General features: G+C 45.0%; 30 protein-coding genes and 1 tRNA gene. 16 read left to right on the forward strand and 15 right to left on the reverse strand.

Annotated elements, in window-relative coordinates:
* Positions 1-258: 258 nt before the first annotated feature.
* The 14 genes from FHQ23_RS07180 to FHQ23_RS07245 all read right to left on the reverse strand — a co-directional run bounded on the left by FHQ23_RS07180 (position 259) and on the right by FHQ23_RS07245 (position 8,604).
* Positions 259-621: a Mor transcription activator family protein gene (locus FHQ23_RS07180; protein ID WP_139613707.1), complete on the reverse strand. Its 363-nt coding sequence runs from the start codon at positions 619-621 to the stop codon at positions 259-261.
* Positions 614-1,105 (reverse strand): gp16 family protein, encoded by a 492-nt coding sequence (locus tag FHQ23_RS07185; RefSeq protein ID WP_139613708.1) that lies wholly within the window; start codon positions 1,103-1,105, stop codon positions 614-616. The genes FHQ23_RS07180 and FHQ23_RS07185 overlap by 8 nt, the downstream gene beginning before the upstream one ends.
* 57 nt (positions 1,106-1,162) lie before the next feature.
* The gene (locus FHQ23_RS07190; protein ID WP_139613709.1) at positions 1,163-1,864 is read right to left on the reverse strand and encodes a DUF2786 domain-containing protein; all 702 of its coding nucleotides are present in this window, start codon (positions 1,862-1,864) and stop codon (positions 1,163-1,165) included.
* 2 nt (positions 1,865-1,866) lie between these two features.
* Positions 1,867-2,289: a DUF5420 family protein gene (locus FHQ23_RS07195; RefSeq protein WP_139613710.1), complete on the reverse strand. Its 423-nt coding sequence runs from the start codon at positions 2,287-2,289 to the stop codon at positions 1,867-1,869.
* A 79-nt stretch (positions 2,290-2,368) separates the two neighbouring features.
* Positions 2,369-2,752 (reverse strand): hypothetical protein, encoded by a 384-nt coding sequence (locus FHQ23_RS07200; protein ID WP_139613711.1) that lies wholly within the window; start codon positions 2,750-2,752, stop codon positions 2,369-2,371.
* 11 nt (positions 2,753-2,763) lie between these two features.
* The gene (locus tag FHQ23_RS07205; RefSeq protein WP_139613712.1) at positions 2,764-2,952 is read right to left on the reverse strand and encodes a hypothetical protein; all 189 of its coding nucleotides are present in this window, start codon (positions 2,950-2,952) and stop codon (positions 2,764-2,766) included.
* Entirely contained in the window at positions 2,949-3,149 is a 201-nt protein-coding gene (locus FHQ23_RS07210; RefSeq protein ID WP_139613713.1) for an ANR family transcriptional regulator, read from the reverse strand. The genes FHQ23_RS07205 and FHQ23_RS07210 overlap by 4 nt, the downstream gene beginning before the upstream one ends.
* Positions 3,149-3,670 carry a host-nuclease inhibitor Gam family protein gene (locus FHQ23_RS07215; protein WP_139613714.1) on the reverse strand — a complete coding sequence of 174 codons (522 nt, stop codon included), beginning with the start codon at positions 3,668-3,670 and terminating at the stop codon, positions 3,149-3,151. The genes FHQ23_RS07210 and FHQ23_RS07215 overlap by 1 nt, the downstream gene beginning before the upstream one ends.
* A gap of 18 nt (positions 3,671-3,688) precedes the next feature.
* On the reverse strand, positions 3,689-4,012 hold the full coding sequence (locus FHQ23_RS07220; protein ID WP_139613715.1) for an HI_1482 family protein: 324 nt from the start codon (positions 4,010-4,012) through the stop codon (positions 3,689-3,691).
* Between the two features lies 1 nt (position 4,013).
* Positions 4,014-5,213 (reverse strand): AAA family ATPase, encoded by a 1,200-nt coding sequence (locus FHQ23_RS07225; RefSeq protein WP_139613716.1) that lies wholly within the window; start codon positions 5,211-5,213, stop codon positions 4,014-4,016.
* 10 nt (positions 5,214-5,223) lie between these two features.
* The gene (locus FHQ23_RS07230; RefSeq protein WP_139613717.1) at positions 5,224-6,987 is read right to left on the reverse strand and encodes a TnsB C-terminal domain-containing protein; all 1,764 of its coding nucleotides are present in this window, start codon (positions 6,985-6,987) and stop codon (positions 5,224-5,226) included.
* 31 nt (positions 6,988-7,018) lie between these two features.
* Positions 7,019-7,966, reverse strand: coding sequence for a hypothetical protein (locus FHQ23_RS07235; protein WP_176552276.1), 948 nt, complete (start codon positions 7,964-7,966; stop codon positions 7,019-7,021).
* Positions 7,967-7,977: 11 nt separating this feature from the next.
* Positions 7,978-8,286 (reverse strand): helix-turn-helix domain-containing protein, encoded by a 309-nt coding sequence (locus tag FHQ23_RS07240; RefSeq protein WP_267963657.1) that lies wholly within the window; start codon positions 8,284-8,286, stop codon positions 7,978-7,980.
* Between the two features lie 123 nt (positions 8,287-8,409).
* The gene (locus FHQ23_RS07245; RefSeq protein ID WP_139613719.1) at positions 8,410-8,604 is read right to left on the reverse strand and encodes a DNA-binding protein; all 195 of its coding nucleotides are present in this window, start codon (positions 8,602-8,604) and stop codon (positions 8,410-8,412) included.
* 108 nt (positions 8,605-8,712) lie between these two features.
* On the opposite strand from FHQ23_RS07245, the gene FHQ23_RS07250 reads away from it, so the two are divergent.
* The 15 genes from FHQ23_RS07250 (at position 8,713) to FHQ23_RS07320 (ending at position 18,758) form a co-directional block, all read left to right on the forward strand.
* On the forward strand, positions 8,713-9,168 hold the full coding sequence (locus FHQ23_RS07250; protein WP_139613720.1) for a helix-turn-helix domain-containing protein: 456 nt from the start codon (positions 8,713-8,715) through the stop codon (positions 9,166-9,168).
* The gene (locus FHQ23_RS07255) at positions 9,168-9,617 is read left to right on the forward strand and encodes a hypothetical protein (protein ID WP_139613721.1); all 450 of its coding nucleotides are present in this window, start codon (positions 9,168-9,170) and stop codon (positions 9,615-9,617) included. Before FHQ23_RS07250 ends, FHQ23_RS07255 begins: the two co-directional genes overlap by 1 nt.
* Positions 9,618-9,627: 10 nt before the next feature.
* A complete protein-coding gene (locus FHQ23_RS07260; protein ID WP_139613722.1) occupies positions 9,628-10,023 on the forward strand; it encodes a DUF4236 domain-containing protein in 396 nt (131 codons plus the stop codon).
* A gap of 131 nt (positions 10,024-10,154) precedes the next feature.
* Entirely contained in the window at positions 10,155-11,180 is a 1,026-nt protein-coding gene (locus FHQ23_RS07265) for a hypothetical protein (protein ID WP_139613723.1), read from the forward strand.
* Positions 11,181-11,287: 107 nt separating this feature from the next.
* Positions 11,288-11,713 carry a Mor transcription activator family protein gene (locus FHQ23_RS07270; protein ID WP_139613724.1) on the forward strand — a complete coding sequence of 142 codons (426 nt, stop codon included), beginning with the start codon at positions 11,288-11,290 and terminating at the stop codon, positions 11,711-11,713.
* Positions 11,714-11,791: 78 nt separating this feature from the next.
* Entirely contained in the window at positions 11,792-12,301 is a 510-nt protein-coding gene (locus FHQ23_RS07275) for a glycoside hydrolase family 108 protein (RefSeq protein WP_139613725.1), read from the forward strand.
* Position 12,302: 1 nt separating this feature from the next.
* The gene (locus FHQ23_RS07280) at positions 12,303-12,530 is read left to right on the forward strand and encodes a DUF2644 domain-containing protein (RefSeq protein ID WP_139613726.1); all 228 of its coding nucleotides are present in this window, start codon (positions 12,303-12,305) and stop codon (positions 12,528-12,530) included.
* Complete coding sequence (locus FHQ23_RS07285; RefSeq protein ID WP_139613727.1) at positions 12,523-12,795, forward strand: DUF2681 domain-containing protein; 273 nt, start codon at positions 12,523-12,525, stop codon at positions 12,793-12,795. The genes FHQ23_RS07280 and FHQ23_RS07285 overlap by 8 nt, the downstream gene beginning before the upstream one ends.
* A gap of 105 nt (positions 12,796-12,900) precedes the next feature.
* Positions 12,901-13,107, forward strand: coding sequence for a TraR/DksA C4-type zinc finger protein (locus FHQ23_RS07290; protein WP_267963658.1), 207 nt, complete (start codon positions 12,901-12,903; stop codon positions 13,105-13,107).
* Positions 13,104-13,433, forward strand: coding sequence for a DUF2730 family protein (locus tag FHQ23_RS07295; RefSeq protein WP_176552277.1), 330 nt, complete (start codon positions 13,104-13,106; stop codon positions 13,431-13,433). The genes FHQ23_RS07290 and FHQ23_RS07295 overlap by 4 nt, the downstream gene beginning before the upstream one ends.
* Positions 13,430-13,720 (forward strand): VpaChn25_0724 family phage protein, encoded by a 291-nt coding sequence (locus FHQ23_RS07300; RefSeq protein WP_139613729.1) that lies wholly within the window; start codon positions 13,430-13,432, stop codon positions 13,718-13,720. Before FHQ23_RS07295 ends, FHQ23_RS07300 begins: the two co-directional genes overlap by 4 nt.
* A 26-nt stretch (positions 13,721-13,746) precedes the next feature.
* Positions 13,747-14,316 carry a DUF3486 family protein gene (locus FHQ23_RS07305; protein ID WP_139613730.1) on the forward strand — a complete coding sequence of 190 codons (570 nt, stop codon included), beginning with the start codon at positions 13,747-13,749 and terminating at the stop codon, positions 14,314-14,316.
* The gene (locus FHQ23_RS07310; protein WP_139613731.1) at positions 14,316-15,836 is read left to right on the forward strand and encodes a terminase large subunit domain-containing protein; all 1,521 of its coding nucleotides are present in this window, start codon (positions 14,316-14,318) and stop codon (positions 15,834-15,836) included. The genes FHQ23_RS07305 and FHQ23_RS07310 overlap by 1 nt, the downstream gene beginning before the upstream one ends.
* A gap of 8 nt (positions 15,837-15,844) precedes the next feature.
* On the forward strand, positions 15,845-17,413 hold the full coding sequence (locus FHQ23_RS07315) for a DUF935 domain-containing protein (RefSeq protein WP_267963659.1): 1,569 nt from the start codon (positions 15,845-15,847) through the stop codon (positions 17,411-17,413).
* Complete coding sequence (locus FHQ23_RS07320) at positions 17,400-18,758, forward strand: phage head morphogenesis protein (RefSeq protein ID WP_267963660.1); 1,359 nt, start codon at positions 17,400-17,402, stop codon at positions 18,756-18,758. The genes FHQ23_RS07315 and FHQ23_RS07320 overlap by 14 nt, the downstream gene beginning before the upstream one ends.
* 3 nt (positions 18,759-18,761) lie before the next feature.
* On the opposite strand, the gene FHQ23_RS12395 is transcribed toward FHQ23_RS07320, so the two are convergent.
* Positions 18,762-18,840: transfer RNA gene (locus tag FHQ23_RS12395), tRNA-Phe, on the reverse strand.
* Between the two features lie 44 nt (positions 18,841-18,884).
* On the opposite strand from FHQ23_RS12395, the gene FHQ23_RS07325 reads away from it, so the two are divergent.
* A complete protein-coding gene (locus FHQ23_RS07325) occupies positions 18,885-19,319 on the forward strand; it encodes a phage virion morphogenesis protein (protein WP_139613733.1) in 435 nt (144 codons plus the stop codon).
* Positions 19,320-19,436 lie beyond the last annotated feature (117 nt).

Consider the following 19,436-nt stretch of genomic DNA (forward strand, 5'->3'; position numbering starts at 1 on the left):
AAGATCAACAGACCCTAATCTATTTTCATTTCGAGTCAAAATAAATCGGAGTATTTTATTGGTATTGCGTTAATTATTTGAAAAGCTTAGTGGTGATCTGAACTGACATAAATAGATCCATGAAAGTGAGATAATTAGGGAAAATGTTGGATCAGGTTGTGATAAGTGGGAGAGAATTTGTAACAGCGTTACAGTATGTGAAATAAAATTATCTGAGTGAAGAATGAGAAAACCGGCTTTTAATGGCTGGTTTTTTTGTTATTGGTCGTCAGGAAAAAGGTCGATTTGGATCTTTTTGATTTCGGCTTTTTGCATTCGGTTGATGATTCTGTAAACCCATTGTGTTGAGACGTTAAACTTCTTAGCAAGTTGGGCATGATTAAAGCCGTTGAACTCGCGCCAGATTTGCAAATCCCGTTGATAAGCAAGCAACGAAACGCCTCTGGGAATATAGATGCTTTGTCCTCGCCAGTCTTTTGAGATTGCCATGGCGACAAGTTGTCCGACTTGTTGGGCGGTGTTGTCGTTGGTATCCAGGACTTGTTTTACCGCCGATTCAGTGTATCGAGCTAAATCCAGCAAGAAATCAGGGGCAAGGTTGCTGAACTCTTGATTATCCATTGCTTTTCCTTGATTCTATTGTGCGAGTGCGCCATTTCTTCAGTCGTTCCAGCACCCTTGTTGCTTGTTCGTTGTCGAGCCATGCCACCGCTAAAATCGGCTGTCCGTCGCGGTTCTTGGCGATTTTGCCAACAAAGTGATTCAGTGCAGTTTCGCTGCTGTCGCGGATAATGCCTGCGGCGTGCATTTCCAGCCACAATGCGCGGATTTTTTTGATGATGTTGCTTTTTACCGTAGCGGTGCTTGGTGGTGATTTGCGTTTGCCGTTCGGCAGCCGTCCGGACCGCACTTTAAAGCCGCGTACTTTCATGCCGTCAAGTGCGGTTTCCAACTCTTTCACGGTCATTTGTGAGCAGCTTTCTTTACCAGCAGTATTAAGCAAAAAAGTGCGGTAAGTGTCGTTATCCATACCGAGTTTACCTTTACCGATATGGATAAATTGAATCAGCTGTTTGCGTCTGTCTACTGTAGATTTGTTTTGCATATCACCTCCGAAAATCTATTATTCAGCCCTCTGGCGAGAAAGGGCTGTAAATAGGTTTTAAGAAAAGTGCCCAAGTTTTTCGGTTTCTTGTCCGTTGATACCGTGATTTAGGCGTACTTGTTGACCTTGTTTAAATCCGGCATAGGCAGCCTGCCCGTAATCTTTAGTATTACCTGCACTACGCCCGGAATCTGTACTAAAATTGTGTTTTTCATTCAGTAATTTATCGTACTGCTCCAATGATTCTGTTTCCTTGTCTGTTAGAGCGAAATTTGAAACAACCCGTGATACACCTCGACACCAACCTTCACAAAAGGAGTCGGCACGGGCAATGGCAGTTTTTCGTTTTAGCCGTTTATTTTGCGTGGCGTTAAACTCTTTCCTTGCTTTCAATAGTTGACGCAACAACACATCAAAGCAATATGCAGCGATAACGGGTCTTTCATCCGCGCCATAGAACATAATCGAACGCTTAAAACGCCAGTTTTTATCGCGTCGGCTGTTAAAATAGCAGCGAACGCCAAAGGCGCGATCAATGATGTTTGACAGAATATGAATGTATCTCGGAGGTTTATCGGCAAATAACACATCAGTTTCATGCTCAGACATCACTGACAGTTCCACGTCGGTTTGCGTGATATGGTGCTCTTTCATCAGTTTTTGCGCCATTTCCAATGCTTTCGCCGCCTCATGTGGATTAGTTGAGTTGGCAAGCGATAGCAACTTTTTGATTTTTCGTAGCAATTTGTCGTTATTCATCACTATTCCCCCTGAATCGCCAAAAATTCACTGTGTTTGATTTCAGTTAAACAATCAGGGATTGTCGGGAAATCAGTTCCTTCGTGCACAGCATTCCCCATACATGAATATCCTGCTGCTATTTTGTACTTTTTTGCCATTCTTCTATTGTAATCTGGTAACTGTTTCTGTTTTCTTGCTTCCATCAATACTCCGCCTGCATAATCAGAGCTTAAGCACGCTGCGAAATGATTAAACGTGATCTCACCTGTATTTACACTTTGAAAATAATGCCCTATTGCGTTACGTAACCCCTCAACAACTGGATCGCTCATATTTTCCCAATATTCTTTATTTCTAGAATATTTAATATATTCAATGAAATCGTAGTAGTGCCGTATAGCCTTTTGGTGAACTTCAACCTCATCAAAATTTTTATAACCCATGCCTATAACTCCTATCAGTTGTGATTAATAAAACACATTATTCCGCCCTCTGCGCACTACTACCAAAGGGAAAATGGGTTTAGTTTTTTAAAAGCTCTACGATTTCAGGATCTTGATCAAGATACTTATGAAGTAACATTGATAAGAAGTGACCAACTGGATGATTGCTGTTTATCTCAACACTTAATAGATCAGACTTTGATTCTTTAAATTTAACAGCTAAGGTGCAGTCATATCCTTTTTCAAAATATTTCTCTTCAATATTATGCACATAAGCAAACGTTTTACGGGTGATGTTTGCTAATGCCAGCATAATAAAGGTGAGATATTCTTTACAAAAAGAAGGGGCATTTGCGTTATTATTATCCGTAGCAGAAATATTCACTTCGTCACCGTCTATTTTTGCTTTAATGCGGATTGTTGTTTTATATAAGGTCACTCTACTGTTTTGTTTAATTTCCATGTTATATCTCCTTATCTCACGACATCTTTAACCCAATCCGGGTTCATTCTGCGGTAAATTGCATCGATTTTAGTGCGGCTTTTGTGAGTCAATTGCTTGGTTAGAACGATATCGTGATATTGCCACGCTTCTTGTGCGGCTATCAGTAAATCGATGGTTTCGGCAAATTGCTCGGCGATTTGTGTGTGTTTGTCGGTCATTTGGATTCTCCTTGGCTAAACGGTCGAATGGCGACACGGTTGCAAAACTCGGCGCGGTTTATGCACCAGATCCGGTGTTTGTGGTTAGTGGTTTCACCGGCGGCTTTATCCCACAAAGCCCATGCTTTGCGGTAATCGCCGCTGCGCTCGGTGGCTGCGGCTAATTCTGAATTGCGGCGGTCGGTTACTTTTGCCATTATTTCACCTCATTTTCGAATGGTTTGATGATAAAGTCTTCGCCTGCACTTTTAATCGTAATGCCTGCGATGCCGGTCACTTCGTTCGGTTCGGCGAGGATTGCTTCTTTATTGATTTCTTCTTTGGTGCGAATCATGCGGGTTAAGCCCCATTTTTTCAGGGCTTCCAGCACCGCATCTGCGCCACGGATGCCGACGCTGACCGGGCGTAAGCGCCACTGCACTTCACCGGTGTTGAAGTTGCCGGTTTTGGTTTTGCCGTTGTTGGTCAGCTTGTCACGGTTGCTTTCGCAGTACGCCTGAATCGCTTTTTGCTCGGCGGTGATGCTGTCTTTAAGTGCGGTAAACACCGAGGCGAATTTTTCGTCAATAATTGCTTTTTCATCGTTGCGCAGGGTTTCTTGGCGAATCAGTTCGCGCTGTAAATCACCAAGGTTCTTGATTGCCGACTCTACTTCTTCGCGGGTTTGATAGCTCACTTGATAGGTATCTGCTTTAATTCGGGTTGCTTTTTTAGCCATTTTCATTTCTCCTTTTTATTAGTGCTTGACCGCAATTTGCCGCTCTACCGCAAACACTACGCGGCAGCCTTCAAGCCCGATTTGGGCTTTTGAGCTGAGTTGGTCGGCGCCGTTGTTGATATGCATATACACCACGGCTTGTCCTTTTTTCAGCAGTCCGGTGGTGATGTAATTTGATTGCACTTCCAGCGTTGGTTTGCAGCCGCCAAGTTGGACATTTAACACCGTTAGCCCCAGTTCAGCGCATTTCAGCACGCCGTTTTGGGCGGTTGCCAGTTGTGAAAAAGCGTGGTGATTGCTGTGGTTTAACGTCTGTTTTGCGTTGATTTTTTGCGTATTCATCTCACACCGCCTTAATCACATCGGCAGTGACTAACGGCGAACCCAATTCCGCCGCCAGATTCATCGCTGCTGTGATGAGATTGCCAACCGCCAACGGGTACAGCAAACTGGTTTGGGTTTTATTACGGCTATTGCTGAACACCAAACGGCTGCGCAGCATATCCAGTGCATCTTTATCAAAAATGTCCGATGCTTTGCGGTTGACGGCTTTTAACCGCCAGTCAATATATTGCGCCAAGCAACTGTCCAGCGGGGCAAGCTCCACCACTTCACAGCGTTGCACTACTTCACGCACTTCAAAATTGCGTTCGGACAATTTCAACTTGAGTTCTGGTTGACCGACCAACACGATAGACAGCAGTTTTTTAAAGCCGTCTTCCAGCTCGAAAAAGCGTTTTAAATGTTTTAGCGTCGGTACCGGCAGGCTGTGGGCTTCTTCGATAATTAGAATGTGTTGATTGCCGGCACGTGCACTGTCCTTTAATACGCGATGAAGCTGGCGGAAACGTGCCTCTGGGCTGCGTTTGATGTTTTCCAATGGTGCAAGGGTGCTGACAATCGCCTCGGCAATGTGTGAGGCTTTTAGCGTTTTGCCTTTAACATCATTATCTTCCATCGCGATAATGTACGGTTCAATCACCACTACCGGCAGATTTTCAGCGTTAATGCGGTCGATTAAATCACGGCGTAAGGTCGATTTGCCTGCGCCAGACTCTCCTACCACGGCCACAAAGCCGCCGAATTTTGCGGTTTGGAACAGGGCTTCACGCACATAACGCACGTCCGGCGAGGTGAAAACTTGCTCCGCTGACCGCACTTCATCGGTGAACGGATTAGAAAAAAGTGAAAAATGCCGTTTTGTCGCTGGATAAAGCGACTGTTTTGCGAGTAACATAAGCTCGTCCTCTGTTAGTGTGGTTGCTTCTTCATTGATAGTTGACGCTTCCGTCAGTGTTGCCGCACTGGCGGAAACCTCTCCCTTGTATTGCGTTGATTCCGTTAATAAGTCTGCAAGTGCGGTTTGGATGCCCAATGTTTTCAGCACCTTCGACAGCTTGATTTTCAAGGCTTTCATCTGTTTGGTCGGTAAAATATGGTGATTAAGCCATTGCGCCAACGCCGCAGGAGAAATGCCCACCTGTCTTGCTAATTCCGCTTGTGAAATCTCATGCTGTTGTAAAACCTGTTTTAACGCTAACATTCTGCTCCCCTTAACCGTTGACTACATATAAATGGCTTGTTCCCGGCGGTTCGTTGCGGGTCAGTAATTGTTCCCACTCTTCTTGCTGAATGCCGTCTGGATAATGCTTGTTCAGCCAGTTAAAATTATCCGCACCCCAGCGTTCTCCATACCGCACTTTGCCTTGTTTCGCCGCCTCAATAACGGTGAGCGGTTGTAGCTCAACCAGTTTGGCATTGGTGGTTAATTCGTGCTCTTGACCGCGTTTTGGTATAAAGTGCGGTAATTTATCGTCATTAATATGTTTGTATGGGTCGATAGTGCCGCCAAACGGCAATGCTTTTGCTTTACGCTTGGCTTCCAGTTCCGCATTGCTATTCGCTTCCATTGCCAGCAGCTCAACGGTTTGGCGATTTTTCTGTAATACACTTTGTGCATGGGCTTTATGTTCAACACCGATAATTGCCCCTTCTTGGTTAAAACCGTTATCGTCCAACACTATCGGTTCAAGTGCTGTCCAATAAGTTTTACCCTCATCATCAAGGCGTTCCACTTGGGCATAGTCATCTCGCCACGGATTACGGCAAACATTAACCTTTTCTCCGGTGATGAATTCAGGAATGGTTTTGACGCTGTATACCCGACCTTTAAAGCGGAACGTTAAATCACTATTGATTAAACAGGCTTTTGGCTTGCTCAACGCCAATTCACGGCAAATCTCCACGCTAGGTGCTATGGTTAGTTGGTCGGATTTAATCCCTAACCAGACTTGATAGCGCGTGCGCTTGGTGCGTGAATGAATGGCAGTAGCGTTAAAATCACGCATCCATTCGTGGGCATAGTTATTCAGCATTTTTAAACCGGTGATATGCACAAAACGTAATCCGCCCTCAAAATAACGCTCTACCAAATCATTGCTTTTTTCAACCTGCCCCTTGGCACGCGGGTTGCCGCGTTCATTGATAATCAGTATTATCCCCAATCGTTCACACAAACTTTTAAATGCCGCTGAAATATTCGCTGAGCCGGGGTCGAGCATGATCATCTTTGGTACGCCGTGAAAAGGATCTTTCTCATGGCGTTGTTGCATGGCTTGAATAAAGGCATTGCACAGATTTTCGGTGGTTTCACCACCGTAAACATACTGCACATAAATCGTGGCAGAGGTGTGATCCGTCACGACATAGCGCCACACCCGCTGTTTTTCCACTTTTTTCACATTTCCCGGTTTATTCTTATTAAAGGCTTTTTCATCCATAATATTTAAACCGTTGCCCGCTTTACTTTCATTCAAGTAATACAGTACACACAGTGAGGCGTCGATTTGCCAGCAGTGGTTAGGGTGCAGGCTACGCAGGTTTACCACCGGTGCGGGGCGGTTTAGTTGTTTCGGGTGCAACTTGTAGTGATATAATGCGCGCGTAACCGTACTGGTAGATAACAACCGCACTTCGCCGGTTGTTTTGTCGATAAATTCCGCCTTAATTTTGCCGTTGGCGCGCAATATCTTCAGCGCCTGCTGCATACTGCTTAATTGTTTGCCGTTAGCTCTTGGTGTGGTCATTAAAAACGCGGAAATAATCTCTGCCTCAAACAGTGGCAGTGAAATATCGCCTGAGTCGGCACGACGTTTGCGCGTGGTGGTGTAACAAGTTTTGTTGATTTGTCGCATAATCGTGGCATGGCTGAGTCCGGTATCTGCTATCGCCTGTGCGATCACCTTGCCTTTTTCGCCGTGCTTGGCATTGTCCAGTGCGGTTTTGATTGCCATGATTTTCTCGTTTAAAATCGCCATCGGGTTTACCCTGTTTTGCTATATCAAAGCGTTATTCATCATCAAAATCGAACGTGGTTTCATCACCAGCTTTCGTACGATCTTCCGGTTTCACCAGCTCCTCAACCCATTTTGGTGCATAACCGGTGTAGTGTTCACTGTCTAGTCCGAATTCACCGCGCAATTGATTGATTGCCAGCTCGACCTGCGCCAAACAACCGATCATAAATTGTTTATGATCCATGCCGGTTTCTTCGCTGTGCGTCATCAACGCTTCAAACGCTAACCGCATTTGTCCACGTAATTGCGCTTCACAGCTGTAAGCGTGGATATTGACCTCATCGCGTAATGCCTCACCTTTTTTCTCCGGTGGCATGGTGTCAATCAGTTTGCTTTTTTTCGCCAATTCGGTGTCAAGCTGGTCAATGCGCTGATTCTTGTTTGCCAGCACTTTGCTTTGTGCCTCGTAATCGTCAGATTTACGTTTCAACCTGCTTTCCAACTCCGCTTTGGTTTTGGCGTGTTGGGCGGTGAGGTCTTCGATTTTTTCCAGTAGATCTTCTTTATCGGTGGCTTCGGAATAATCGGCTTCCACGATTTCAGTGCGTTCAGCTTCGGGCAGTTGGCGGAGTTTTCTTAAATCACGATAGCCAAGTCCTAAGCGTTGAGAGGTTTCAAGAAAGTCCTCACCAAGAATATTTAAATTTTGAATATCGAGATTCACCTTTTCATAACTCATTCCTAAATGTGAACAAAATTCTTGAAAGTTGGAACAGGTTACAGATTTTCCATTACTATCAATTAGTGCTAACCCTTTGTATTTCTTGGTTTCTTTGATTTCATTAAGTAGTTTTATTTCTGTAACCGTTACAAGTTTTTTAGTAAAACTACTCATTTTCAGCATTCCCAACATTTCATAAGCCTGTGCTTTATCTTGGGTCATCTGCTTTGCCGCTAACGCTTGTGCGGCTTGCTGCTCAGTTAAAGTTAAATCGGTCATTTTCGGTATCCTTAGCGGTAAAGTGCGGTATTAATGCGTTGTTTCACTTCTTCCGCACGCTGAATATTGAAGTCAATTTCTGCCAGATGTTTGGTCGCAATCTGTGCAAAAAGCGGCGTAAAGGCGTAATCATTGGTTTCCAGTTTGTGAACAAAGCCTTCATCGACCAACACCGCCAGCGCGCGACTGATATTGACCGCACTTTCGCCCGTCGCCTCGGCAAGTTCTTTGTTGCTCATGCCCAAATAAGAGCGGTGTTGCAGGGCTTTGATAATCCGCAGCGTGCGTTGTGCGGCGTTGACTTTGGCCTCGCTCATCATTTCACCTCGTCTATTTTCAAGCCACGACGCAGATAAGTCGGGGTGTTTAAATCGGGTTTGGGTTGAGCTTTACGTAAATACCAGAGGCAAAATTGGGTTAATAGTTTTTTCATAATTAACTCCTTAACTGGCTTTTTTTAAGCCGAGTTTGACCGCGATTTCGTGTCCAACACCACGACGGGCGCGAATAGAGCCGCTTAATACACGGTAAACATAGTTACGATCGTAACCATGTTCACTTGCCCAATCAGACAGGGTTTCCCCTCTATTTTCAAACTCTTGTTTGACTTGCTCCGGGGTTTTTGCGGTGGCTTGCATAGTGCATTTCTCCTTGTTGTGATATATTTAACTTGTGTTTTAGATGTGGTTATTATGGTACATAAAAACGTACCTGTAAAGTACTTTTTTATATTATTGAGGTTTTTTATGTCTATTGGATTGCGCCTAAAAGAAGAACGAGAAAAATTAGGATTAAATCAAACGCAACTAGGGGCGATTGGAGGTGTTCAAAAACAGTCGCAACTGAAATATGAAAATGAAGCAACATTTCCAAAAGCCGATTATCTGACGGAAATCGCCAAAATCGGCATTGATGTAGTGTATGTGCTGTTCGGTGTGCGTGCCGACACCGCCATTAGCGACGATGAAAAATTGTTACTGCACAAATTCCGCAACGCTGAACCGGCTGTGAGACGGTTTATGTTATATGGTGGTGGTGACAGCAAAGCTATCGGGCAAAATTTTGAAGGCGAAATAAAGGGTGGACAGTTTTCTTCTGGAACTGTTAATCATAATTATCACACCACACCGAAAACTGATAGTTCCATGAATATTCAAGGGGATGGGAATGTCCAAATTGGTGGCAAAATAAGGGGAAAATAATGGTTGAAGAAATGCATATTGACGGCAGTGACAATATTCAAGTCGGCGGAAACTATATGCCGATTGCACAGGTAGTGAATATTTACTTCAATAATAAGCCCTTTTGGGAAGACTATTCAGTGGCAGAGCTGAAACGGATTATAAAAAAATGCAAACAAAATCGCCGTAAAGTCTGGTTCAACAAATTCTCACGGATAAGCACTTGGGGCGTTTTAATTTTCAGCATTATTACGGTAATACTGCTGACTAACAACTTCACTCAAACTTTAAAAAACCTTAATAAGGCTGATTTCTATGGATTATATGTAGGCGTAGGCTTCTTGGCAATCACCACATTATTCTTAGCTATAGCAGCTAAAAGTGCAAGACGAGATCGTATTTTTACAGATCGTAATACATCCACCATTGAGTTGTGTGAACAAATCATCTACGAACGGCAATATTACTAAGGAGAATATTATGGCTTTAAAATTTCGTAAACGGGTTAAAATTGTACCAGGTGTTACGGTTAATCTGAGTAAAAGTGGTGTTAGCGGTACTTTTGGTGCAAAAGGAGCGTCAGTTAATGTCGGCAAGAAAGGGACTTATTTGAATACAGGCATACCAGGAACGGGGATCTATGATCGTCAACGATTGGATGGAAAATCAAATACCTCAACAGATAATAATATTTCTTATGTTTGCAATAATGAAGAGCCTAGCTATTCAATTTTACAACAGATAAGACGAGGCTATCGGGCTGCATTATTAGCCCCAGGGGAAAACTTAGAGGATCTTAGTGCGAAGGTAAAAGAGTTTTTGGGTTATATCGTAATGGGGCTGGTAGTGTGGCTTTTTTGGGCATTCTTTTTTTAGTAAAAGTCGTAAAGTAGGGTGATTGATGATGAATACGGTATTTTTAGAACGGTTGTGTGGGAATGATGTGTGAGATATTACATACAGATAATTTAACTAACCGTGTCAAACTATTTAAGGACTAAAAAAATATGTCAGCTATAATTATTCAAAATGAACAAGATGCTTATGATTTACTACGCAAGTTATATCATGAAGAAGTTGGTGATGTTTCACAGCTTAATTTAGAATTTTCCGGTTGGCCACAAATCAATGTTCGCTTGACCGGTGAAAATTACAAATCGACAATTACACCGTCCATTATGAAGGCTTTTTTAAAATTACAAGATGGACTGTATCAAGCGTATGCCGTTGCATTGTATGGGAAGAACAAACGGTTAAGTGACCAAGAAAAGCAGTCTTTAGAGCTGGTGATAAAGGTTGGAACCGGAAGTTCCAAATTTGATGATAATGAGAATATCAACTGGACTTCACTGTTTGGGAGATTAATTGATAAAATGCCAAGCAAATATTTATTAATTGCCTTATTGACCGGAATCATTATGTATTTTGGTGAAAGCTATCAGCATAATTATTATGAGAATTTAAAGCATGAGCGTGAAACACAAGTTAAATCTGAACATGAAAAAAATTTATTGGATGCGATGAAATTGCAATCTGAGTTATCGCGTGAAGCAATCAAAGAGAATACAGCATTAGTTAAACAAGTTTTGGATTTTTATCCTTTATTACAAGAGGTGGCGATTAAAGTTAATGAAACAAAAGAAGAGTTTCTTAAACAAGCAGCCAACACAGGAGCCGATAGCATAGAGCTGCAAGGAACGAAGTTAAGTGGTGAGCAGGCTAAAATTTTAGGAAATAAGCCGAGAACGATTAGCGAATTAGAACCGATTAAACTAGATGGAATGTATCGTATATTAACAGTGAATACCGAAGTTAAGAGTGGATTTAAAGTTAAAATTCGTAATGAAATTTCAGGAATCGAGCTTCTTGCAGAGGTTAAAGATACTACGTTTGATAGCAAGTTTAAGCAAGCCATTGAAAATGGTACATTTGAGAAGCGGCCGGTAGAATTAGTGATCAATGCGCAACAAAATAAAAAAACTGGCAGTATTTCAGAGGCCGTTATCAATAAAGCGGTATTGAGGGCAAAATAAAACGAAGTTGAATTTCCTAAACTAGTTTAAAATACAATCTGTTAAAAATTCGTTACCCTAACAACGCCTATCCATTGAGATAGGCGTTTTTGCAAGCAGGGGGAGCGATGGAAGCACAACAGGATTTATTTGCAGATGATCATACTGCCATCGGGCAGATGTTTGACCAGTTGGATCAGATTCCGCCTGCTGAGTTGGTGCACCGCTGGCCGCAGAGTTTGGCAGAACTGATCGATGTGTTGGCGTGTGAGCTGAAACGGCAGGGCGTGGAATCTGGTAAAGCTAGTCAGATGGCGGCAAAACAAGCCGGTGCGGTGGCGCATTATTTGGGTGGGCGTTCTACTTATATCCCGAATGGGTCATCGCTGAAAGAAGCCCTGCGTGATTATTTGATCTATGCGCAGTTTAACGGACGCAATGTGCCGGATCTGTGCCGTGAATTTGGGTTGAGCGAAAGCCATATTTATGGGATTATTAGGCAACAACGGGCGTTGATACGGCGGCGTTATCAACGGGATTTGTTTGATGATTAGCTTGTGTGAACCGCCACAAACCCACTAAAACTACCACTCTTTTAAACTCCTACTATGATAAATAGTAGGAGTTTTTTTATGGCATCTGTCGATGATTTTCAGCGATTTTTTGACCGTCTGATCAAGCACGAGGGCGGTTATGTGAATCACCCTTCTGACCCCGGCGGCGAAACCAACTGGGGTATCACTAAGCGTACCGCACTTGCCAACGGCTATGTTGGTTCTATGCGTGCGATGAGCCGCTTGCAAGCGCGCGAAATCTACCACAAAGCTTTTTGGCAGCGTTACCACTGCGATCAATACCCGCCTGCATTGGCGTTCCAACTGTTCGACGCCGCGGTAAATCACGGTTTCGGCAATGCCGCCAGAATGTTACAACGCGCAGTGGGTGTGGCCGATGACGGGATTATCGGTGCAATCACATTACAGCAAATCGCTGATCTGCCTGTTTCCGATATGTTGCTGCGTTTCAATGCCGAGCGGATTCGCTTCTACACCAGACTTTCAACATTCAATACTTTCGGGCGTGGTTGGGTGAATCGGGTTGCTGATAATCTTAACTATGCAGCTGATGATAATGAGGTGTGAGATGAAGTTATCTGATTTGATTACCAATGCGGACAACCGCTTATCTACCACAGGCACGATTCAGTTTTTGGGCTTTGTGGCGATGACCGCAGTGCTGGTGTATAGCGTGTATTTAGATCGTGCGTATGTGCCGGAGTTATTTAGCATTTTTGCACTATTTTGCGGTGGGTTAGTGGCGACAAAAGGCGCAGTAAGCGCGTTGCGCGAGCGAGGTAAAGCGGATGATTAATTGGCAATTGTTAACCTCTTTAGGCGGTTTTGTAATCGCCATTATCGGCTATTTAACCGCAAAAAGTGCGGTACAAAAACGCTTACTTTCTGAAAAAGAGCAAGAAATGCAACAAGTGCGGTCAGAAAAAGCCATGGTTAAAAAGGAATTGGATAATGCGGAGATTCGTAAACAAGTTGAGCAGAATACTGTGCGTCTTAATGTTGATGATGTGGATAGGCGGTTGCACGAGCGAGGGGAATTCCGTCGTGACGAGCGGTTGTAGTGCGTTCGGGTTGATTTATCCCCATCGGGCCGACACAGCAGAAACCAAGCGGCAAGTATTAAATCATAATCTGACCTATGAGCAGGTGTGTAAGGAAAAACAGCAGTGAGTGATGATGTTGATATTACGCAGGCGCGCGAGGAGCGAATGCAAGCGATTTTTTGGGCGCAGCATACGCCGGCACAGTTTGCCGAGATGATGAACCAAGCCCGATTTTGTTGTGATTGTGGCAAGTTGATACCAGCGCAACGTGTAAAAGCCGTGCCGCACTGTAGCCGATGCGTGGATTGTCAGGAGTTAGCGGAACAATGATGGAAGTGTTAGATGTGGTGCGTCAGCACTGGGCGATTATTTTTACGGCCGGCGGTTTGGTCGGCACGGCGGTCAAGCTGTCGATAGACAGCAAATATGTGCGACACGACGATTTGAAACAGTTGAAAAGTTCGGTGTATGACCACCGCGAGCGACTAAATACCCTTGAGCATACGGTAAACGGCTTGCCGACGGCAAATGATGTGGCGGAGTTGAAAATCCTGATGACCGAAATCAAGGGTGACACTCGCGCCTTGAGCAAAGAAGTGAGCGGGCTAAGTCATCAAGTGGGATTATTGATCGAAAAAGAGGTAAATAAAGAATGAAAGATATTTTAACCCAAGACCAACGACTTGTTATTTTGCGTACGCTAACCGAGATGGGATATAACGCCAACGAGTCCATTTTAGACGATTGTCTTGACCGCTACGGACACAAAATCAGCCGTGATTTAGTGCGTAACCATATGTTGTGGTTGGAAGAACAAGGTTTGATTGAGCTGGAGCGATTGGGTGGGGATTATTTTGTTGCCACGATTACCCAACGTGGGCTTGATGTGGCGAACGGGCAAGCCTTTGTAGCAGGGGTTAAACGCCCAAATCCACGTCGTTAAAACGGCATTTAAATGGAGTTTTAACAATGGAAAAAGCAACTCGCGGACGGGCTTCAAAAGTTGACTTGTTGCCGCCGACTATCAAAACTCAACTGGCGATGATGTTGCGTGACAAACAGTATTCGCAAGCGGAAATTTTAGCCGAAATCAATGAGTTGATTATGGACTGTGGCTTGAGTGAAGAAATGCAGCTCAGTCGCACAGGGTTGAACCGTTATGCCAGCCGAATGGAAAAAATGGCGGGCAAAATCCGCCACAGCCGCGAAATAGCGGAAATCTGGACGAAGCAACTGGGCGAACAACCCCAAACCGACATCGGCAAATTGCTGATGGAGTTTGTCAAAAATATGGCGTTTGAAACCTCGTTAGATATGAGTGAGGGCAAGCTGGAAGCCAGTCCCGAAGCGTTGGGGCAACTGTCGTTGGTGATCCACCGTATCGAACAGGCACAGACGATTTCGGAGAAACGAGAGCGTGAAATCCGCAAGGAGATCGCCCAGCAAGCCGCTGAAACCGCCGAGAAAGCGGTGGTGCAAGCAGGATTATCCAAAGATACTGTCGATAATATCAAATCACAAATTTTAGGACTTGTATAATGAACTTGCCTGCCTTTATTCCTTTTGAGCCAAATGAGCTGTTGCTGGGCTATCAAAAACGCTGGGTTGCTGACGGTAGTCAATTAAAAATCGCCGAGAAATCACGCCGTACGGGGCTTACTTGGGCGGAAGCCGCCGATGATGTATTGATTGCTAGCCAAGTCAAAAATGACGGTGGCTCAGACGTATTTTATATCGGTTCAAATAAAGAAATGGCGCGCGAATTTATCGACGCTTGTGCCATGTGGGCAAGTAAATTTAATCGTGCTGCCGGTGAGGTGCAAGAAGAGCTATTCGATAACGAAGACAAAGACATTCTGACTTACGTTATCTATTTTGCCAGTGGTTTTAAAATCAAAGCCTTGTCCAGCAATCCGAAGAATTTACGCGGTATGCAAGGGATTGTGTGCATTGATGAGGCAGCGTTTCACGACAAACTGGCGGAAGTGCTGAAAGCAGCGCTGGCGCTCACAATGTGGGGGGCAAAAGTGCGGTTGATTTCGACCCATAACGGCGTAGCGAACCTGTTTAATCAACTGATTCAAGACAGCCGTGCCGGACGCAAGCGCTACTCTGTTCACACAATCACCCTTGATGATGCCTGTAACGAGGGGCTATATCAGAGGATTTGTCAGGTCAGTAAGCAAGAATGGACAGCGGAAAAAGAAGCAAAATGGAAAGCGGATTTATTGCGTGATACCGCGACCGAAGAAGATGCTCTGGAAGAATATTACTGCGTGCCAAAACAATCGTCAGGGGCATATATTCCGCGCCCGCTGATTGAGCGCGCTGCCGATGAGGCGATGGTGAAATTGCAGTTTGAAGCGGATAAAAACTTTATGCACTGGAGCGAAGATGAGCGTGAATGTGCGGTCAAAGCGTGGATTGCCGAAAATCTGCAACCGCACTTGAATAAACTGAACCCTGATTGTCGTCACAGTTTCGGCGAAGATTTTGCCCGTAAGCAGGATTTGTCGGTGTTTGCCATTGCGCAGATTAACCCTGATACCTCACGCGAAATCGTGATTACCATTGAAATCCGCAACTGTACTTATAACCAACAACGCACCTTGATGTTGCACTGTTTGCAAGCATTGCCGCGTTTTATCGGCGCAGCGTTTGATGCGACAGGTAACGGTGGATTTTTAGCGGAGGCGGCGCACTTACGCTATGGCGACAGTATGATTGATGCGGTGATGTTAAACGATAATTGGTATCGCGAATGGATGCCGAAATACAAGGCGTTGTTTGAGGACGGTTACATCAAAATCCCAAAAGACGAGGACATTATCACCGACCACGGACATATCAAAGTCATCAACGGCGTGCCGAAAATTGACAAGGGGCGTGACGGCGATAAATCAGGACAGAAACGGCACGGAGACAGTGCGGTGGCGTATTGCATGGCGATTCGTGCCAGCTATATGGTGGGCGGTGAGATTGATTATATTCCGCTGCCGTCGAAACATGTTGCACTTGACGACGATGACGATTATCAAAACGAATGGGTTTACCATTAAGGATTAGTATGAGCAAAATTGTAGATATTCACGGCAATCCGTTTGATTTTGATGATGATTTGCAGACGGAAAACGAGAGTAAACTGGCGTGGATGACCTCACGTTATCAAGAGCACCCGAGCGTGGCGCTGTCACCGATGAAAGTGGCTCGACTGTTGCAGGAAGCGGAGCAAGGCAATATCGGCAGCCAGTCAGAATTGGCGGAAGATATGGAAGAAAAAGACGGGCATCTATTTTCGGAAATCGCCAAACGTCGCAATGCGATTCAAGAAGTGGATTGGCAAATTGTGCCGCCACGCAACGCCACAGCCGCTGAACAGCAAGATGCAGAAATGCTGGATGAAATTTTACGCGATGCAACGTGGTTGGATGACTGTATTTTTGACGCCACAGACGCGATTTTAAAGGGTTACTCATGCCAAGAAATTGAATGGGAGCCGAATCTGGTCAGCGGGTTGAAACTGATTAAAACCGTGCATTTCCGTGATTCGGCGTGGTTTATGACCCCGACGAACTATCGCAACATATTACGACTGCGTGACGGCTCCGTGGATGGCATTGACATGCAGCCGTTTGGTTGGATTAAACATATCGCTAAATCAAAAACCGGTTATTTGTCGCGAATCGGCTTGGTGCGGACGCTGGTCTGGCCCTATTTATACAAAAACTTTAGCACCCGTGATTTTGCTGAGTTTCTGGAAATTTACGGCTTGCCGTTGCGGTTGGGCAAATACCCCGACGGGGCAACCAAAGCGGAAAAAGACACCTTGCTCAAAGCGGTGATGGGGATTGGGCATAACGCCGGTGGTGTGATCCCGCGCGGCATGGAAATCGAATTTCAAAATGCTGCCAACGGCAATTCAGAGCCGTTTATGACGATGGTATCCTGGGCAGAAAAAACCATGAGCAAAGCCATTCTGGGCGGTACGCTGACCAGTCAAGCCGACGGCAAAACCTCAACCAATGCGTTAGGTTCGGTGCATAACGATGTGCGCAAAGAAATACGAAACGCCGATCTCAAACGGCTGCAAGCCACACTCAACCGTGATCTGATTTATCCGCTGTATGCGTTAAACGGCAAATCCTTTAACGACGTGCGCAGACTGCCACGGATTGAATTTAATATCGCTGAAAGTGCTGACACCAGTTCGTTTGCCGACGGTATCGGTAAACTGGTGGATATCGGCTTTAAAATCCCTGCGGCGTGGGCGCATGAGCAAGTGCAAATCCCTGTCGCCGATAAAAATGATGAAATCTTGGTGCGCCAAGCACAGGGATTCGGCTCGACAATGTTATCCGCTCAGACTGGGAAAAAAGATAAGTTGGCGATTTTAAGCGTGCAGCCTGATCCTGATGAGTTGCTAGATAAATTGGAACCAACGGCGGAAGAATATCAAGCGATTATTGATCCGATGTTAAAGCCGATTATCACCGCACTTGAACAGGAAGGTTATGAAGCGGCGCAGGAGAAAATTGCTGTATTGTATGCCGAGTTGGACGATAAAGGGCTTGAAGAAATGCTGACTCGTGCCATTTTTGTCAGTGATATGTTGGGGCGTTTGAATGTCAACATCTAAACCATCTGCTGATAAACAAGCCGCTGATTTGGATATGGGGTACCTGCTGCGCCTTGAGCCGAAACTTGCTGTGGATTATATGAAAGCCAAGGGCTACAACGTGACGTGGAACTGGCAGGAGCAGTTGGAAGCAGCGCACGCCCAAGCGTTTACGGTGGCGAAAGCAACCCGAATGGATGTGCTGTCAGAAATCCGCACCGCCGTTGAAGACGCCGTACAAAACGGCATATCCGAGCGAGATTTTATCAAGAACTTACAGCCAAAACTGGAACAAATGGGCTGGTGGGGAAAGCAAACGATTGTTGACAGCCACGGCAATGCGGAGATCGTGCAACTCGGTAGTCCACGCCGATTAAAAACCATTTTACGCACTAATCGGGCCACGGCGTACCATGCCGGACGTTACGCCGAACAGATGGCCAATAGTGATGAACAACCCTACTGGCAATATGTTGCCGTTGCCGACAGCCGCACTCGCCCGAGTCATCTTGCTTTGCACGGTAAGGTGTATCGATTTGATGATCCGATTTGGAACACGTTCTATCCGCCGAATGGCTGGGGATGTCGCTGTCGGGTACGTGGTTTGAGTGAATTTCGCTTGAAGAAAAACGGCTTAAGCGTGTCTAGTAGCGAGGGACAACTGGAAACCGAATGGGCGCGAGCCGGTGTGGATAAAGCCACTGGTGAAGAAACCCACGTTCAAATCACCAAAATCAGAACCGAAAACGGCACCATGAAAACCGGTGCCGGCTGGAATTACAATGTCGGCAAAGCGGCGTTCGGTACGGATGTATCGGTTATTCGCAAAGTGCAGTCAGTGCAAAGCCGTGAGTTGCGCCAGGAGACCATTCAGGCGATTAATAATAGTCCGATAAGGCACAAGGCGTTTGAGAATTGGGTGATGGCTAATTTGGGAAAACGAGGGGCGAGCCATGCGTTTATTGCTGCCGGTTTTGTTGATGAAAATATTGCTGAGAAAGTGGCGGAGCTGTCGGGTGGCGAAAAATATTCGGAGCGGATTTTGGTGATGACGGAAAAGAGCTTGGCACATGCCGACAGCCCGAAACATCATCAAAGTGGCGTTGGTTTATCAGAAAAAGAATATGCGAGTATTGCAGCTATTATTGGCGATCCAAATACCTTGGTAGTATGGGATAAATTACACAAAAATTTGATTTATTTTAGCCCTGATAAGTCGTTTCAGATCGTAGTTGATTCACCAGGCAAACTGAAAAAGACGAATGAAAAACTCGATGCCGTGATTAATGCGTATAAAGTCAACTTTGAAAGAGATGTTAAAAAAGCAATCGAGGGCGGTAATTATGTCATTATCAGAGGTGAGTAACGAGTGCTGTGGTGGGAGTTGAACCCACATACCCATCTGCCCTTTCGGGGTATGGCGACTTTACCGTTAAGCGTACACAGCACTAACGTATGAACAAAATATAACCATTTATGAAAAGAAAGTCAAATGCACCTAGAATTTAAATTCGATACATCGGAAATCCAGCGCAAATTCCGCAAACTCGCTGAGATGGGTAAAAGCGACAGGCTGACGCGCAAAATTGCCAATGTCCTACTCGAAGAGGCGGAAGATGCGTTTGATGCTGAACGCTCGCCCGAGGGTGAGAAATGGGCAGTGTTAAATCCCGATTATAAGAAGCGTCGGCACGAGAAAGGCTATACCGGCAAAATATTACAAGTCAGCGGTGATTTGGCGATGAGCTTGAATATCGACTACGGCGACAGCTTTGCCGTCATCGGTGCATCTGAACCACACGGACAGTATCATATGACCGGTACACAACATATGCCGGCACGTCCGTTTTTAGGTTTGGGTGAGACCGGAATCGAAGAAATTAAGCAAATCTTAAATAACGCCCTTAAAAACGCCGTAGAGGACTGATGGCGTTTTTCGGTAATTGTGTTCATCCAAAAAAATTTAAACGAATTTAAACGCCATTTAAACGCATTTAAACGCTATCCCGATAATCCGCTAAAACCGCTTGCTCCATTTTCACCG

The organism is Testudinibacter crocodili, assembly GCF_006228025.1.
In the GTDB taxonomy this organism is placed as follows: domain Bacteria; phylum Pseudomonadota; class Gammaproteobacteria; order Enterobacterales; family Pasteurellaceae; genus Chelonobacter.